Source organism: Paraburkholderia sp. RL17-383-BIF-A (genome assembly GCF_046028015.1).
Lineage (GTDB): Bacteria > Pseudomonadota > Gammaproteobacteria > Burkholderiales > Burkholderiaceae > Paraburkholderia.
Map to the genome: position 1 here is coordinate 20058 of NZ_JARESR010000034.1, position 14572 is coordinate 34629.

General features: G+C 59.1%; 15 protein-coding genes. 8 read left to right on the top strand and 7 right to left on the bottom strand.

What is annotated here, in order from left to right; translation table 11 throughout:
- Positions 1-48: 48 nt before the first annotated feature.
- Positions 49-954, bottom strand: a complete 906-nt coding sequence (locus P0D71_RS29300) for a LysR family transcriptional regulator (protein ID WP_408187993.1) — start codon at positions 952-954, stop codon at positions 49-51.
- Positions 955-1049: 95 nt separating this feature from the next.
- On the opposite strand from P0D71_RS29300, the gene P0D71_RS29305 reads away from it, so the two are divergent.
- The 5 genes from P0D71_RS29305 to aroE are packed head-to-tail and all read left to right on the top strand — an operon-like array spanning position 1050 to position 4954.
- Complete coding sequence (locus P0D71_RS29305) at positions 1050-1988, top strand: ketopantoate reductase family protein (RefSeq protein WP_091801170.1); 939 nt, start codon at positions 1050-1052, stop codon at positions 1986-1988.
- A 60-nt stretch (positions 1989-2048) separates the two neighbouring features.
- On the top strand, positions 2049-2441 hold the full coding sequence (locus P0D71_RS29310; RefSeq protein WP_091801167.1) for a VOC family protein: 393 nt from the start codon (positions 2049-2051) through the stop codon (positions 2439-2441).
- A gap of 1 nt (position 2442) precedes the next feature.
- Positions 2443-2901, top strand: a complete 459-nt coding sequence (locus tag P0D71_RS29315; RefSeq protein ID WP_408483249.1) for a MaoC family dehydratase — start codon at positions 2443-2445, stop codon at positions 2899-2901.
- Complete coding sequence (locus P0D71_RS29320) at positions 2901-4121, top strand: CaiB/BaiF CoA transferase family protein (RefSeq protein WP_408187996.1); 1221 nt, start codon at positions 2901-2903, stop codon at positions 4119-4121. The genes P0D71_RS29315 and P0D71_RS29320 overlap by 1 nt, the downstream gene beginning before the upstream one ends.
- The gene (gene aroE / locus P0D71_RS29325) at positions 4121-4954 is read left to right on the top strand and encodes a shikimate dehydrogenase (RefSeq protein ID WP_408187998.1); all 834 of its coding nucleotides are present in this window, start codon (positions 4121-4123) and stop codon (positions 4952-4954) included. The genes P0D71_RS29320 and aroE overlap by 1 nt, the downstream gene beginning before the upstream one ends.
- Positions 4955-6034: 1080 nt before the next feature.
- Here the strand turns inward: aroE and P0D71_RS29330 are convergent.
- Positions 6035-6385, bottom strand: coding sequence for a TetR/AcrR family transcriptional regulator (locus P0D71_RS29330; RefSeq protein WP_408302353.1), 351 nt, complete (start codon positions 6383-6385; stop codon positions 6035-6037).
- 1224 nt (positions 6386-7609) lie between these two features.
- On the opposite strand from P0D71_RS29330, the gene P0D71_RS29335 reads away from it, so the two are divergent.
- The gene (locus P0D71_RS29335; protein ID WP_408483250.1) at positions 7610-8086 is read left to right on the top strand and encodes a MarR family winged helix-turn-helix transcriptional regulator; all 477 of its coding nucleotides are present in this window, start codon (positions 7610-7612) and stop codon (positions 8084-8086) included.
- An 11-nt stretch (positions 8087-8097) separates the two neighbouring features.
- Complete coding sequence (locus P0D71_RS29340) at positions 8098-8871, top strand: hypothetical protein (RefSeq protein ID WP_408302349.1); 774 nt, start codon at positions 8098-8100, stop codon at positions 8869-8871.
- Positions 8872-8967: 96 nt separating this feature from the next.
- Here the strand turns inward: P0D71_RS29340 and P0D71_RS29345 are convergent, their stop codons facing one another.
- From P0D71_RS29345 to P0D71_RS29355, 3 genes are read right to left on the bottom strand one after another with little or no spacing between them, the layout of a single operon-like run.
- A complete protein-coding gene (locus P0D71_RS29345) occupies positions 8968-9924 on the bottom strand; it encodes a PDR/VanB family oxidoreductase (RefSeq protein ID WP_091808473.1) in 957 nt (318 codons plus the stop codon).
- A complete protein-coding gene (locus P0D71_RS29350; protein WP_408483251.1) occupies positions 9921-10979 on the bottom strand; it encodes an aromatic ring-hydroxylating oxygenase subunit alpha in 1059 nt (352 codons plus the stop codon). Before P0D71_RS29350 ends, P0D71_RS29345 begins: the two co-directional genes overlap by 4 nt.
- A 47-nt stretch (positions 10980-11026) precedes the next feature.
- Positions 11027-11560 carry a 2,4'-dihydroxyacetophenone dioxygenase family protein gene (locus P0D71_RS29355; protein WP_091808477.1) on the bottom strand — a complete coding sequence of 178 codons (534 nt, stop codon included), beginning with the start codon at positions 11558-11560 and terminating at the stop codon, positions 11027-11029.
- A 255-nt stretch (positions 11561-11815) separates the two neighbouring features.
- Between P0D71_RS29355 and P0D71_RS29360 the strand changes: the two genes are divergently transcribed.
- Positions 11816-12763 carry a helix-turn-helix domain-containing protein gene (locus tag P0D71_RS29360; RefSeq protein WP_408468753.1) on the top strand — a complete coding sequence of 316 codons (948 nt, stop codon included), beginning with the start codon at positions 11816-11818 and terminating at the stop codon, positions 12761-12763.
- Here P0D71_RS29360 and P0D71_RS29365 read toward each other — a convergent pair.
- A complete protein-coding gene (locus P0D71_RS29365) occupies positions 12725-13384 on the bottom strand; it encodes a TetR family transcriptional regulator (RefSeq protein ID WP_091808481.1) in 660 nt (219 codons plus the stop codon). The two genes, P0D71_RS29360 and P0D71_RS29365, sit on opposite strands and share 39 nt — an antisense overlap.
- Positions 13385-13537: 153 nt before the next feature.
- Positions 13538-14560, bottom strand: a complete 1023-nt coding sequence (locus P0D71_RS29370; RefSeq protein WP_091808482.1) for a LysR family transcriptional regulator — start codon at positions 14558-14560, stop codon at positions 13538-13540.
- Positions 14561-14572: the final 12 nt, after the last annotated feature.

The following is a 14572-nucleotide window of genomic DNA, read 5'->3' on the forward strand; positions in this document are numbered from 1 at the left end:
TAAGTAGGCCCCCCGGCACAGCATGACAACCACAGCCGACGCGCAACGTCACCGCAGACTACTGAACAATTGAGCCACCACACCGCGCAGCCACCGATTCCCCGCTTCGTGGTGATAGCGGGCGTGCCAATGCTGCCGCACTGCAAACCCCTCCACCGGTATCGGACACGGATGCACTGACAGGTCGTTGACCTTCGCCAGCGTCTCGCCGATATGCCGCGGCAACGTGGCGATCAGATCGGTGCTTTTGATGATGGCCCCTAGCCCGAGAAAACCCGGCAGCTCGAGCACGACGTCCCGTTCGATGTGCTCGCGCACCAGCGCCTGCTCCAGCAATTGCGCCCCCGTGCCTGCCGCGATGGCGACATGGCCCTCCGTGCGGTACTGCTTGAGCCCAAGCTTGCCGCGCATGCGCGGATGATGCCGGTTCATCAAACACACCCAATCCTGCATGTATAGCTGCTGCTGGTAGATGCCGCCGCCGAGCCAGGGCACGTGACCGATTGCCAGGTCGGCCTCGCCCGATTCCAGCGCGCGTTCGGTATTGCCGTCGATCCTCGCGGCTTCGAGACGGATTCCCGGCGCCTGCGCTCGCACGTGCGCCAGCATGCGTGGCAGCAGCGTGATGTGGCTCGCGTCGGTCATGCAGATGCGGAAACGCCGCCTGGCGGTGGTGGGATCGAAGGCTATTTCCCACGCCGCAAAGCGCCGCAGCGATTCGAGAATCTCCCGGCACGGTCCGATCAACGCATCGGCTTGCGGTGTCGGCGCCATGCCGCCTGGCGTTCGTATGAAGAGCGGGTCTTGCAGATGCTCCCGCAAACGGCCGAGCCAGATGCTGACAGTCGGCTGGCTTTGTCCAAGCTGCTCCGCGACGCGCGTAACGCTGCGAACGTCGTAGAGAAGATCGAAAAGCTGCAGCAGTTTCAGATCGGGTAGTTCTGCCGGGTTCATGGCGATATTGTCTGGCGCAATGACCTCATTGTATCCATTGCATTGCCAGCATGCGTACCCGATCGTATCTTGATCTCCAGGTCAAGGAGACGATAGTGAAGATTGCGATTCTGGGTGCTGGTGCGCTGGGCTGCGCCATCGGCGCGGCGCTAACCGAAGGCGGCAACGAGGTCTGGTTGCTGAACCGCTCGGCGGCGCATGTAGACGCAATACGGCGCGACGGACTGCTCGTCGACGATGCGAACGGCTCGCGACTCGTGAATGCCAAGGCTACGACGCGGGCCGCCGAGGTAGGTGCCGTCGATCTGGTCGTCGTGCTGGTCAAGTCCTTTCATACCGATGCGGCGATGCGTGGCGCTCCGGAACTGATCGGACCCGAAACCGTGGTGCTGTCGCTGCAAAACGGCCTTGGACACGAAGATGTGCTCGCCGACATCGTGGGTCGTGAGCGCGTGCTGGCGGGCAAGACTTACGTCGGCGGCGTGCTGCGCAATCCGGGGCACATCGAGTCCGGCGTCGCCGGCAAGGCGACTTACATCGGCGAACTCGACGGCCGCATCACATCCCGCGTGATGGCGATCGCCGCAACCTTCAACGCGGCCGGACTGGCCACCACGGTCAGCGACGACATCGTCGGCACGATGTGGGACAAGTTGCTGGTCAATGTCGCAACGGGCGCGCTGACGGGCACCACCGGCCTGACCTACGGCCAGCTCTACGACGAGCCGCTACTTAAAACAGCCGCCCTGGCAGCCATCGCCGAAGCGATCGCAGTCGCCCAGGCCGCCGGCGTGACGCTTTCCTCCACCGATCCTGAACGCCCGTGGACCCTCGCCGGCGAAGGCCTTTCCGCTGGCTTCAAGACTTCGATGCTGCAGAGCCTCGAAAAAGGCTCCATCACCGAAATCGACTTTATCAACGGCGCGGTCGTGCGGTGGGGACAACGGCACGGTGTGCCGACGCCCGTCAACGCGACGCTGGTGGCATGCATCAAGGGCATCGAACGCGCGATGACCGACCGAAAAGCGCAATAACTGGCATGAGATCCGGGCAAGTGCTTCGCACCAGCTCGGGTCGACAACGGAGACAACCTGATGAACGGCAGCAAAGCCTATCTGGAACATGTCGCTATCTGGGTGAAAGACATCCACTGGCACATCCGCTTTTTCGAAGACGTGCTCGGCATGACGATGCGCGAGGTCGACGGCACGGTAGAGGAACCCCGTCAGTACTGGACGCTCGGCGGCCTGCAATTCATTCATAACCCGCAGCACGACGCACCCGAAGGCCGCCTCGGCCACCTCGGCGTGATGTGCGAGGACATGGAGGCCGCGCTTGCCGCGGCGCAAACATACGGCGTCAGCGAAATGCCGCAAGGACGCAACTGGTTGCGCCTGCCCGACGGCCTCGCCGTCGAACTGATTCAGGCGAGGCCTGCCACATGTGTCGCGCAGGCACTGGCGATCAACCCACGTTCAGAGGCGTGACATGACGATCATTGGAAAATACTGGGACGACGCCCTCGAAGGCGATCAGTGCGTGAGCCCGACTTATACCGTTACCAAACAACGCATCCTGGCCTACGCCGACCTCACAGGCGACCACACGCCCGTCCATGTCGACGAGGATTACGCGAATGCGAGCCACTTCGGTTCGATCGTCGCTCACGGTCTGTTTGGCCTGTCTATCGCCGATGGCCTCAAAACGCAAAGCGATTACCGTTTCCTGCCGGGTATGTCGCTCGGCTGGACATGGGACTTCAATCTGCCCATCAAGGTCAACGACGTGCTGCACGTCAAGTTCCGCATCGACACAATGCGCGCGAGCAAGAGTCGCCCTGGCTGGGGGATCGTGGTGCTCCCATCCGAGTTGGTCAATCAGGAAGGCAAGGTCGTCCAGCATGGCGAGCATCGTCTGATGGTGCCGCGCCGCCCGGGAGCATTCTGATGCAGGCACGTCCTCTTGAAGGTATTCGCGTTGTCGATTACAGCCATTTTCTGGCCGGTCCGTATGTCGGGCGCTGTCTCGCGGCGCTGGGCGCCGAGGTCATCAAGGTCGAGCGTCCCGGCAGCGGCGATGCGGGACGTCAGCATGCCACGGTGCTGGATGACGAACAGAGTGGCTACTTCCTGCAACTCAACATGGGCAAGCGCGGCGTCAGCGTCAATATGCGCGACCCGCGCGGGAAAGAGTTTATGCAACGGCTGTGCGACTCGGCGGATGTGTTCGTCGAGAACTACCGGCCGGGCGCGCTGAACAAACTCGGGCTGGGTTATGACGAACTGTCCGCGCGCAATCCGAAACTGGTCTACTGCTCGATCTCGGCTTATGGCCATACGGGACCCGATGCGCATCGCGCCGGCTTCGGTCTGATTGCCGAAGCAAAGAGCGGGATCATGCAGATGATCGGCACGCCCGGCGAACCGCCGCCGCTGATGCGCATTTCGCTCGGCGACATGTACACGGGCATTCACGCGGTGGCGGCGATCAACGCCGCGCTGCTTGGTCGCGTGAAGAGCGGCCGCGGACAGCATATCGACATGGCGCTGTACGACACGCTGGTGTCGATGCACGAGTACGCGGTGCAGTGCTACACGATGCAGGGCATCCTTCCGGAGCAGACGGGTCACGACATGCCCACGTCGACGCTTTACGGCGTGTTCCGTGCCGCCGACGGCGACCTCGTCATCGCCGCGCAGGTGGACGATGCGTGGAAGCGCTTCGCAGCGCTCGTCGAAGCTCAGGGCGGCCCGCCCGGCTTCGGCGCCGACACTCGCTTTCACACGCTCGCAGGCCGCAATGCGAACCGCGTGGACATTCTGTCCGTCGTAAAGCCCTGGGTGGCCAGCCAACCCGTTGCGCAGGTGCTCGAGATGCTGGATGGCGTCGACGTGCCGTGCGCCAAGGTGCAGCGCATCGACGAAGTGCTTGCCGATCCGCAGATCGTCGCGCGCGGCATGGTGGTCGAGCAGGAGCATCCGCGCTACGGCAAATTGCACATGCCGAACCTGCCCTTTCATTTCTCCGACTGCGACACGACGATCCGCGAGGTCGCGCCAGACCTCGGTCAGCACAACGCGGAAGTGGCGCAAGCGCTGGGCTTCAGCGTCGCCGAAATCGACGCGATGCAAACCGACGGCGTGTTGTATTCAAAAGTGAGGCCATGATGAGCGACCAGTACGCAGTGATCGGCAACCCGATCGGACACACGAAATCACCGCTGATCCACGGTCTCTTTGCACAGCAGACGCAGCAGGACATGGCCTATACGGCCATCGAAGGTCCACTGGAGCCGCAGGACGCATTCGCAGCAACTGTGCGTGCGTTCATTGCGGCGGGCGGCAAAGGCATGAACGTGACCGCGCCGTTCAAGCTGAAGGCCTTCGCCATGGCCGACGAGCAAAGCGAACGGGCGGAACTGGCGGGCGCAGCCAACGCGCTGAGCTTCAGGGACGGCCGGATCATCGCCGAGAACTTCGACGGCGTAGGCCTGTTGCGCGATATCAAGGTCAATCTGAAACTGCCGATGAGCGGCAAGCGCGTGCTGATCCTCGGCGCAGGCGGCGCGGTGCGTGGCGCATTGCTGCCCTTCCTCGCCGCGCAGCCTGCGGAACTGGTCGTCGCGAACCGGGACCTGGCGAAGGGCAAGGCGCTGGTCGCGCAGGTCGTCGCCGGCGGCCCACTACTCGCCTGTGGCTACGGCGATCTCGAGGCCATGGGACAGTTCGATCTGGTAGTCAACGCGACTTCGGCCAGTCTCACCGGCGATCTGCCGCCCGTTCCACCGAGCGTGTTCAGTCCAACGGGCGCAGCTTATGAACTGGCCTACGGAAAGCGCCTGACGCCCTTCTTGCGACTCGCGCGCAATGCGGGTGTGCAGCGCGTCGCGGACGGAGTCGGCATGCTGGTCGAACAGGCAGCAGAGGCCTTCGCGTGGTGGCGTGGCGTGCGGCCCGAGACGCGGGCCGTAATCGACCGGCTAACGGTACCGCTGGATTGAAAGCGCACTGGACTCAGGATTGGAAAGGATATCCCGATGACAAGTTGACAGTTGAGGATCGCAGGCGCATCACGACTCGTAGCAATTGCAGAGGTCGATTCTCCCCTGCTGTCGACGCTGTCTGAGGACGTGCTGGCTGCTGCTCGAAGTAGCCTCGAAAATACTGACTCAGATACCTGACTTCGATCTACTTGGGATTCGCCAGGGGACAGCGGGGGGAGCACGGCGATAGAGACACGGACCATCGATGCTTTAAATGGCTGCCATGGCGCCATGACCGGCCATTCGGTGGCGCCGAACAGCTGTCTCTTCATGGCCGACTGTACTCGTTCAGCAACCGGCACGGTGAGCAGCCATTCGCAGGTTCGCTCGACGCCAACGGCCGCTTTGTGGCGTCCTCGCCGAACGGATACAACCGGCCACAACCCGCCGTTCACATGCGTCGTCGATCAGACGTTCAGGCGTCGGCTTCGCCTCGCAACCAGCCATCCGATTGTCGAAGATGAATGCTTCGTCATCGGCCTTTGCGGACGTTTGAAGATACTCGTTCCTGAGCCTGCAATATCGCGTAAAGCCGACGACGGCGGCATTCAGCGGGCGTACTAGCGCATTCGCAAGAGGCAGCGACCTCGACGAGAGCGTCATCCTAGCTGCGTGCAGGATCATGCACGCGGTCCCGGTGAAGCTTCTGCTCTCAACGACGTGCGCGTCTAATTGCAATGTATCCACGTCCTGGTTTTCAAACATTGCCCGGAAGATGTCGCCCGCGGCTTCCCGGCAAGGCCCTCAGAACTAACAACACTGGGTGCCCGGCGTCACCGGTTTCGCTGCGATGCACGCCCTGGATGCTTTGAAGAGTCAGTCTGCATTTTCTCGCTTTCTCGCGCTGATGCCATCGGACCACGCAAGGCGAGGCGTATTAAGTCGCCAGTCGTAGGTCCGCCGTGGAAATGCGTGGCGGCTCCAGACGTCAGCGCCCTAACCATCGCGCCCATTTCTAGTGGCGTTGCCGGCGCTTTGTCGTCCGGAAAATTTTTCGTGACGAGCGACCCTACTTCTATCGAGTTCGCAGTGGACAGCTCAGTGTGTCGCTTCGTGAGAACCGCGTCTCGTTGAGCATGCCGTACAAAGGTCCAGGATCAACGATCGCCGGTCAACTTCGCGCGAATTAAGCGTCGCCCATTCGCAGATGGCCTCGACAATTGCCTCGGGTTCATCGAAATTCATCGGCTTTTCTTCAGGATCGTGCTGGGCATGGAGCGCAGGACCCTCGACCAGCTGAAGGAAAATGTCTTCCTTCGATGACAAATTAGAAGAGAACGCACCCTTAGTGAAACCGGCGTCATCAACGATGCGGTCGATTGACGTACCGCCGAATCCTTCTCGGGCGAAGACCTCGGCCGCAGCTGCCAACAGCTTTTTGCGCGTCAAGGCACGACTTTCCTCTTTCGTCAACGCGACATTTTGAGCCGTCCATCTTCCTGGTTAATGGCGACCTATTCGGCACACGAAAGTGTGCTGGCGAAAACCGACTGAATTCGCAAAAAAAAGCTGGACGGTACTCAACATTACATAAATCGTGTATCGCTATGGAACTGTGCCTATATGTTATGGACCGTGATAAGCAGTCGCTCTGCGACGCGCGCCGCGCCAGGTGATTTTTCGTGCACACCAGTTGACCTACGAACCGACAATCCGTCATTCGAAATGCTGCCGTGCAGTTGACTGACGAGGACAGAAGCGCGTGCGGCATGCGGATCAAGCGAGTAGTCGCAGAATGAGATCCCGTGCATCTCGAGCAGCAAACTGAACTCCCAAACTATCGCCAAGGAAGGCTGGCATTCATCGCCGCGACCTTTGCATCCGGATATGCCTCTGTTTCGTCTGCCGTCCCGCAAGTTGACACGCCATATCATCTTGCAATGTGGACAGGCGGCGAGTACGAGCTGACTCGCAGGTCCGAGGGTGACGCGCTTTGCTCGCTTGCGCCGCTCCGCGCTATGGACCTATCGGTTGCCTTTGATCTGTCTGGGTAGGAAGTTTGTTCCAATTGGCCCTGACGTACCGTTAGGGAGTCGACGGATTCGCTTTCAAAATTTGTGAGCATGTCTGGTTCGGCGGACTGCGCGAAGGAGGTCGTTGGCGCAACCAGAATGACTGCAATAGCGATGGATATGACGGGCAATTTCATACGAAGCACTTCCCTTCCTGGTTGGATTGCCAACGCATTGTGTTGGGCCGTAGCGAGTTTAGGATTGTTGGTGCTCAGATGAAATCGCATTTCTTTCAATGCACCTTTGCCAGAACTATAGAAATATTTTTGCTGGGTCGATTCAAAGCGTTCTTCCGGCAGGCCAACCACAAGACTCCGAGCAGGAGATCAGCGATTCTTGAAAGATAATTTGCTGGATTTGCAACAGTTCCGACGCAAGGAGTGGCGTAACATTGCTTCCAGGAGCAAAGCGAATCTAATGCGCTCGTTTCCCTTCCAATGACTGCGTCACAACAGCCTTTAGCTGTTGCACTTGCGCTGCACCTACCATTTGGTGCCGATAGAAAATATGCCTCAACGCACGGCACACTGTTCCGCGCTGTGCGGCAAGTTACCTTTGCGATTCTTCCCCAGTGTTTAACGGTCAATGTTCAGCAGACGCGATGAGCGCCTATCCTTCTCTCGTCGCCGACGAAAAGATACATTTGTGCAATTTAATTTGCCGTGCGCGTGCTGTGTTGTGGGATGCCGCCACGCAACGCACGCTTTCCACGCTTGGTCTGACAACATCGCAAGCCGCCATCTTGCTAGCCATTGCTATTGCTCGTGAATGCTCTGCGGCAGAACTTGCACGCGAGCTCGGCATAGACGCCAGTGCAGTAACGCGGCTGGTTGACCGGTTAGGAAAGGTAGGACTCGTTGTGCGCCGCCGTATTCCAACGGACCGGCGCGTACTTCTCCTTTGGCTGAGTGCGGAAGGCGAGCGCGCCGCTGCGCAGATTCCCGCCATATTTACGGAGACGCTGAAGGGTCTCCTGCTAAGCTTCACGGTTGAAGAGATCGATCTGTTCAAAGGGATGCTTGGCAAAATACTGGTCAACGCTGGACAACAGATCGCACCGCCATTAGTCACACGATGAGACACGATGTTTTGTACGACTTCCAAGCCCCAATTTCCACCGATCTCACCGCCATTCTCAACCAAGTCGGCGACAAACAAAGCAGTCACCTTGCCTTTGCACGCCCGTTCATCGACGGTGCAATCGCAAACGAACGGTTGCTCGCGAGCAGCGTGCTGATGCTTTGCGCACGTGCGATCGGCGTCCAGGACGGTAGGGAGGGGTGCCTTTATGCGTTTGCCGCAGCGATGGAGTTGATGGTGTTGTCGCTCGGGGCACATGCGCAGCTATCCGACGCAACGGCCGGTACACCAGCAAATCCATTGTTGACACTCGGAACGGCCGCGGGCGTCCTGCTCGGCGATGTCCTTTATACACGGGCCTTTCAGATCGTGGTCAAGACCGGACATGCGGGGGGGCTGGCAGAAATTGCCCGCGCAACCGAGCGCATGGTGGCGGCGGCCGCAAACGACCGGGTCGTACCTAACGAAAGCACGCCAACTCAGCGCGGAACCGCTTCGTTTCGCATGGAAGCCTACGCGTCATGCTGCAGGCTGGCAGGCGTACTTAACGAGACCGTTTCCCCTGATCGACATGCACAGCTGGGCCGGCTGGCAGAGCGGCTTTTGGGTACACGCATGATCCCCATGAGCGGGGACGAGAACGTTGAAACGAAAGAAACAGACTTGGATCTGCTGCACACCTGTTTTCGCCCGTCCGAATTCCGCGACGCACTGAGCCTTCTTTTGTCGTCCTTGCGGTCAAACCCGATTGCGTGGCAAGTCGGACCGTTCGAACTGGCGTAACCCGTTGAATCATGGTCAACCCGATGTCACCACGCGAAGAGCGGGTGCTGCGCGGTAGGCTTTGTCTGATGCCGCGCAACCTCCATTGCAAATCCGTCAGATATCGAGTGTGATCACACTAGATAGCGAGCGCGAACAGCACGGCGCGATATGAGTGTTAGCGGCCTTTTCAGCCTCGGTTTGAAAAAGATCGCGGTGGTCAGGGACACCTTCGACAACACGGGTCAGACAGGTCCCGCAAACGCCTTGTTCGCAAGACATTTGGACCGATACGCCCACCGTGTGCAGCGCGTCGGCGATAGTCTGCTTGTCGGTTACGTCCACAGTGACGCCACTTCGCGCCGCCTTGACCGTGAAGGTGCATCCGCCCGCAAGCGGTGCCGCCGAGAATCGCTCTGAGTGGATTCGTCCTGTTGCCAGACCCGCTGCAACAGCCGACGATGTGACCCACTCCATAAAGCCGGCCGGCCCGCAGAGGTAGAGATCCGCCGCCGTTCGCTGCGCAAAAACCGCTGGGGAGAAGCGTTGCTTGGGGTCACCATCATCGAAGTGGAACTGCACGGCCGACTTGAACTTGCAGGAAGCAAGCTCGCTGATAAAGGCGGCCTGCGCCTGCGATCTGACGCAGTAGTGCAACTCGAAAGGCGTGCCAAGCTCGTGCAGCCGATGGGCCATCGACATCAACGGCGTGATGCCTATCCCGCCACCGACCAGCACACCGAATGTTGACCCTTCGCGTAGCCGGAAGGCGCTGCGCGGTGCGCCGACGGCCAACCGTGTGCCAGGCTTCAATGCTGCGTGTAGCGAGGAGGACCCACCGCGAGATTGTGATGCACGCAGAATCCCCAGGCGATATCGATAGCGGTCTGATGGCGAGTTGCAAATGGAGTACTGGCGAACCAAGCCCTCAGCGACATGTATGTCGATATGGGCGCCCGCCTCGAAAGGCGGGAGGCAGTTGCCATCGGGATCGGCTAACTCGACGGACAGAATGTCACCAGTTTCATCCGTGCGTTTTGCAACCATGAGGTTGAGCAGCTTGTCGGTAGTCATGATGCCGCTGCTGCCTCCACGACTGGCTGAGGTTCCTGCTCGTCACTGATCAATTGCTTGAGCACGCGCCTCGCCCGCAAAGCACCGGCGTCTGCGGTCAATAAAACAGGCCGCATCTGGTCGAAAGTCTTGCCGCCCATCATCAGCTCGACTCGCTCGATGATCGGTACATCTTCTCCGACGAATGCAACGTGTACGGCTTCCTCAATGTTCCTGTCGACAGACTCGTCGTCCAGCTTGAACGGCCGGCTTACCGACCAGAAGTAGTGCGTTGACGTCTGCGTTTCAGGCGTCAGAAAATGGTTGAAATACGCCCACACCCCTTTTTCACGAGACTCGCCGACTGGCGCAACGCCCACATCGAGCCGCAGAACCCCGGGCGCATCCCAGCGCATATTCAGCCAATGATCGACGGGCTTTCCGTAGTTGTCGAATATGGCGTCCCACACGGGCGGCGCCATACCGTCCGGACACCAACGGTTCGAATGCACTGTAGCCCCGTCCTGAGTAACTTCGGTTTTCCCCTTCTTGATCGCTTCGCTGCCGAGGCCACCTGCGTGCAGATATTCGACATGAGAGAGGTCCATCAGATTGTCAGCAATCAACTCGTAGTGCGAGCGCACATAAATGGAGCCGGACAAAGTGCGAAACGAGGGTGACGTCATGAAACCAAAATCTGGAATGACGGATGGGTCAGCCCTGCCTGGATCGCCCAGCCACAACCAGAGCAACCCGTGGCGCTCAACGGCGGAATAAGTCGGGATTCGCGCGGCATGGGGAATTTTGCCGTCGCCGTGCGGATTGTGGACGCACTGACCCGATGTGCCATCGAACTGCAGGCCGTGATACGGACATTGGATGATGCCGTCGCCTACGACAGTTCCTGTATGCAGCGGCGCAAATCGATGCGGGCACCGGTTGCCCGCCGCGACGCAAGTGCCGTCTTCCTTGCGAAGCATCAGGATCGATTCGCCGCAGATTGTGCGAGCCATCGGTGCGGTGGTGATTTCGCTGGCGAGCGCCGCGACATACCAGGTGTTTTTGAGGAATGTCATGCTGTTGTCTCCTATGCGGGGGCATTCTCTGGCTTCTGCAGACGCCTTTAGCGTAACAAGCCCTTGATCGTGTCAGCACCGAAGCCCATCGCATCGTAGTGCTTCTCGCACATCTCGATGTAGTCGTGAACATCGAAATAGCCGTCGGACTTGCCATCCTTGTCTAACCAGATCAGCGGTCCGTGCACGATAAAGAAAACCCGCATCGGTTCCTCATGTTCGAAGGCAACGAGTGTGTGGCCTTCGCCTGGCGTCTCGTAAACGAAGTCGCCTTTTGTGGCGGTCCAGTCATGTTCGAGGTATCCCCATTTGCCGGAGATGGTGTATGCAAAAACTTCATGCGGGTGGTAGTGCCGATTGACGAGGCCCGCTTCTTTCGCCATCAGGATGTCGCACCACCTGTTTTCGCTCGGCGAGATCCACAACGGACGGGATGACACGGTTTCGGTGAACGGCACGTAAAGCCGGTCATCTTCCGACGCCGCGCCGGCGATGTACGCCTCCGGCAACGCGTGCGGTTTGAACGGGTTGGCGATCGGGCTGAGGTCGCGCCAGAATTCATTCTTTGCTCTATCTACCATCATCGTCTCCTTGAAATCGTGAAGACAATTTATCGTCAATGGCGGAGGTCGGTTTGATTCCTGAGGACGTGGGATTTGACTGAGCGGGACACCAGATCACCTCAATTTCGACGACGCCTGACAGGCGTCCCTATAAGTGGTAGCTTTCTAGAAAGCCGAAATCAGACGACGGTCGCCGCAGAAGCGACCGCAAAATTGGAGACAAAACCGGTGAATACTTATCCCCCTTTACTCACGTACGCATCGACGGATCCCGTGGCGATCGAAGAAAGGCTCGCATATTGGGATAAATACAACGCCGCGGCGCTGATCGGGTTGCGCACGTCTTCGCTATCGGAGTCAGGGCTGACTGCGCGGCAGGCGAACGGTACTCTGGACACCATGCGCGTTGCCGAGATCGAAGGAAACGATCATGTGATCGAACGGAACCCGCGACTCGTGAAGGAGTTTCCCAAGGAATCGATCTTTGCGTGTCACCTGGTTAAAGGAAACGCATACTTCATTCAGGGCGGCCAAAGTCAGTCTCTGACCGTCTGCGACACAATAATCTACGACACACGTCGTCCCTTTACGTTTGGCTTTCTCTCGGATATGCGTGAGCTACTCGTGGATATTCCCGTGACCGAACTGGCCGAACAGTGGGACATCCGGGCTGACGAGTTACCGCTCAAAATTGCGCCGACGCCCGGTGTCGGTATCGCTGTGGGAGCCGAGTTTCGGCGGGTCCTGACCAGCTATCTGCGGGACCCGGCAGCCGAAAGTGCGGAGTCGTTGCCGGCACGCACCCATATGCTGCTGCGCTCGATGGTGAAATCGAGCAGGAACGGAGCATCTGCACTCGAGCCATCCGTGTTTTATGTTCTGCAGGCGAAGGGCTATATCGCCCAGAATTTGAGTGACACACAACTGACGCCTACGAACGTTGCGGTCAAAGTCGGTGTTTCAGTGCGACATCTCAATCGTCTATTCGCTGCGGAGCGAACTTCGCTTTCCGACTATATCTGGGCGCAGCGAGCCGCGCGAGCATACCGCGACCTGGTCACTCATGCGGGACGGAAAGTAACTATCGGAGAGATCGCGTTCCGTTGGGGCTTTTCGAGTCAGGCACATTTTTGCCGGACGATCGTCGCACGCTATGGAATGACGCCCTCTGATATATTACGCTCACCGAATAGTGCTCCGCGTGGTACTCAGGGCGTCTAGGACCGATGGACAGGTAAGTGCCGTCAACGCGGCCGACACGGTAGCGCGAGCAACAGCGCGCGCCGAGGTCCGGGGTGCTGTGTCGAGCGTCAGGATAAGCGCCCCAACGATCTGACCATGGATGTAGTGAGCACAGCACCGGCTGTCGAGAGTAGATGGCAATACACCATGTCCGATCGCGCGATCTAGCGCTGTTCTCAGTACCGAAATCAAGGAGTCTACGGCGTGCCTAAAACCGATCGCAAGGGCATTCTGCTCGGTCATCTCGGTGCGCGCGAGCAAAATCACGAAAAAGCGCATGGTCTGTGTATCGACGAATGGCTCTTCGACAAGTTGCAGGCAGAATCCCTGGACGTCTTCAAGCAAAACGCCCGTACTGATGCGCTCGCTAAACGCCTCGATGCGGGTAGCAATCCTCGCATACCCCCTCTCAAACATCGCTGCCAGCAGTGCGTTCTTATTGTCAAAGTGCCAGTAAAGCGCACCTCTCGTCAAACCCGCGTGGCAGGCGATCCGCAATAACGATACATGCTCGACGCCCTCTGTCGCGAAGAGCATCTCTGCTGAATCCAGCAGTCGAGCACGGGTTATCAGCGAGCCCTCTTTCGAACTTTTTCCCATTACGGACTCTGTGTGTCCTTCCCACAACAACGTACAGGCCGACCCGACGGCTGTCCGCCATGCGCCAGGGAATGCAAATATTTCCGATCCGGTTCTAGCTACGCGTGATCCGGACGTAGGGCTACGTGACGAGTGCGATTCGCGCTCCTCATGTCATCTGTTGATCCAAACTTCAGCCACCTTCGGAACGGACAGTCTTGATGCCGACGAAACCACGTCCCAACCTGCATTGTCCCGCATATGGGCAGGAGAAGTCCCGATGAGTTCCGCGTCGGCTGCAAGCACGCCGGGCATCTCCGCGAGAAGGAACTCGACCCATGTTCGGATTTTTGCGTCCAGATGCTTTCTGGACGAATAAAGGAGGTAGAGATTCAGTTCCTGTAGCGTGTAAGTCGGCAGAATCCGCACCAAGGTTCCGGCGCGAAGTCCTGCGAGAGCCGTGGCGCAAGGCAGCAGTCCGATACCGAGTCCAGACTGGATAGCGACATCAAGCGCTTCTGCTGTATTGACTCGGAGTGTTGATGGGTCCAAAAGGACCTCTTCGATGCCGTCAGCACCTTCAAACTTCCATCGATCTGCGGGGAACACCGGGGTGCGTAGCTGAATGCACGTATGCGTCCCGAGGTCGGCCGGTGTCTGCGGCACGCCGGATTCGCTAATGTAGTCCGGCGATGCGCAGGCGACGCTAAAGACGCTACCCAGATGGCGCGCGACAAGATCTGAATCCGGCATCTGCGGCGCGAGCACCAGCGAAACGTCAAAGCCTTCGGCGACAAGATCTGGAACGCTTTGGGAAAAGGTGAGATCGATGGAAACAGCCGGATGCAACTTCGAGTAGCGCGCAATCGCCGGTACAACGTGATGCTGTCCGAAACTGGACATCGCGTGAAGCCGCAGCACGCCCGAAGGGTGTGTGTGAGCCTTGCGCGCCTCCGCCTCTGCGTGATCGATTTCCATCAGTATCTGCTGACAGCGTCGCAGGTAGCGCTCTCCTGCCGCCGTCAGCGCCATACGCCGTGTCGTGCGATTTATAAGGCGGGTGCACAAGTGATCCTCGAGCGCGGTCACGGCCCGTGATACCTGCGCGGTTGTAGTCTGCATCCGGCGCGCCGCATCGGTAAAGCTCTCATTTTCTGCAACATGCACAAATGCACGCATACCTTGAAGCATATCCATATTTCTTTTAAT

What these genes read in the sequence shown, in the direction of transcription:
- P0D71_RS29300 (WP_408187993.1), bottom strand. Translation starts at nt 954, where the DNA reads ATGAACCCGGCAGAACTACCCGATCTGAAACTGCTGCAGCTTTTCGAT.
- P0D71_RS29310 (WP_091801167.1), top strand. Translation starts at nt 2,049, where the DNA reads ATGAACGGCAGCAAAGCCTATCTGGAACATGTCGCTATCTGGGTGAAA.
- P0D71_RS29315 (WP_408483249.1), top strand. Translation starts at nt 2,443, where the DNA reads ATGACGATCATTGGAAAATACTGGGACGACGCCCTCGAAGGCGATCAG.
- P0D71_RS29320 (WP_408187996.1), top strand. Translation starts at nt 2,901, where the DNA reads ATGCAGGCACGTCCTCTTGAAGGTATTCGCGTTGTCGATTACAGCCAT.
- aroE (WP_408187998.1), top strand. Translation starts at nt 4,121, where the DNA reads ATGAGCGACCAGTACGCAGTGATCGGCAACCCGATCGGACACACGAAA.
- P0D71_RS29335 (WP_408483250.1), top strand. Translation starts at nt 7,610, where the DNA reads ATGAGCGCCTATCCTTCTCTCGTCGCCGACGAAAAGATACATTTGTGC.
- P0D71_RS29345 (WP_091808473.1), bottom strand. Translation starts at nt 9,924, where the DNA reads ATGACTACCGACAAGCTGCTCAACCTCATGGTTGCAAAACGCACGGAT.
- P0D71_RS29350 (WP_408483251.1), bottom strand. Translation starts at nt 10,979, where the DNA reads ATGACATTCCTCAAAAACACCTGGTATGTCGCGGCGCTCGCCAGCGAA.
- P0D71_RS29355 (WP_091808477.1), bottom strand. Translation starts at nt 11,560, where the DNA reads ATGGTAGATAGAGCAAAGAATGAATTCTGGCGCGACCTCAGCCCGATC.
- P0D71_RS29365 (WP_091808481.1), bottom strand. Translation starts at nt 13,384, where the DNA reads ATGGGAAAAAGTTCGAAAGAGGGCTCGCTGATAACCCGTGCTCGACTG.
- P0D71_RS29370 (WP_091808482.1), bottom strand. Translation starts at nt 14,560, where the DNA reads ATGGATATGCTTCAAGGTATGCGTGCATTTGTGCATGTTGCAGAAAAT.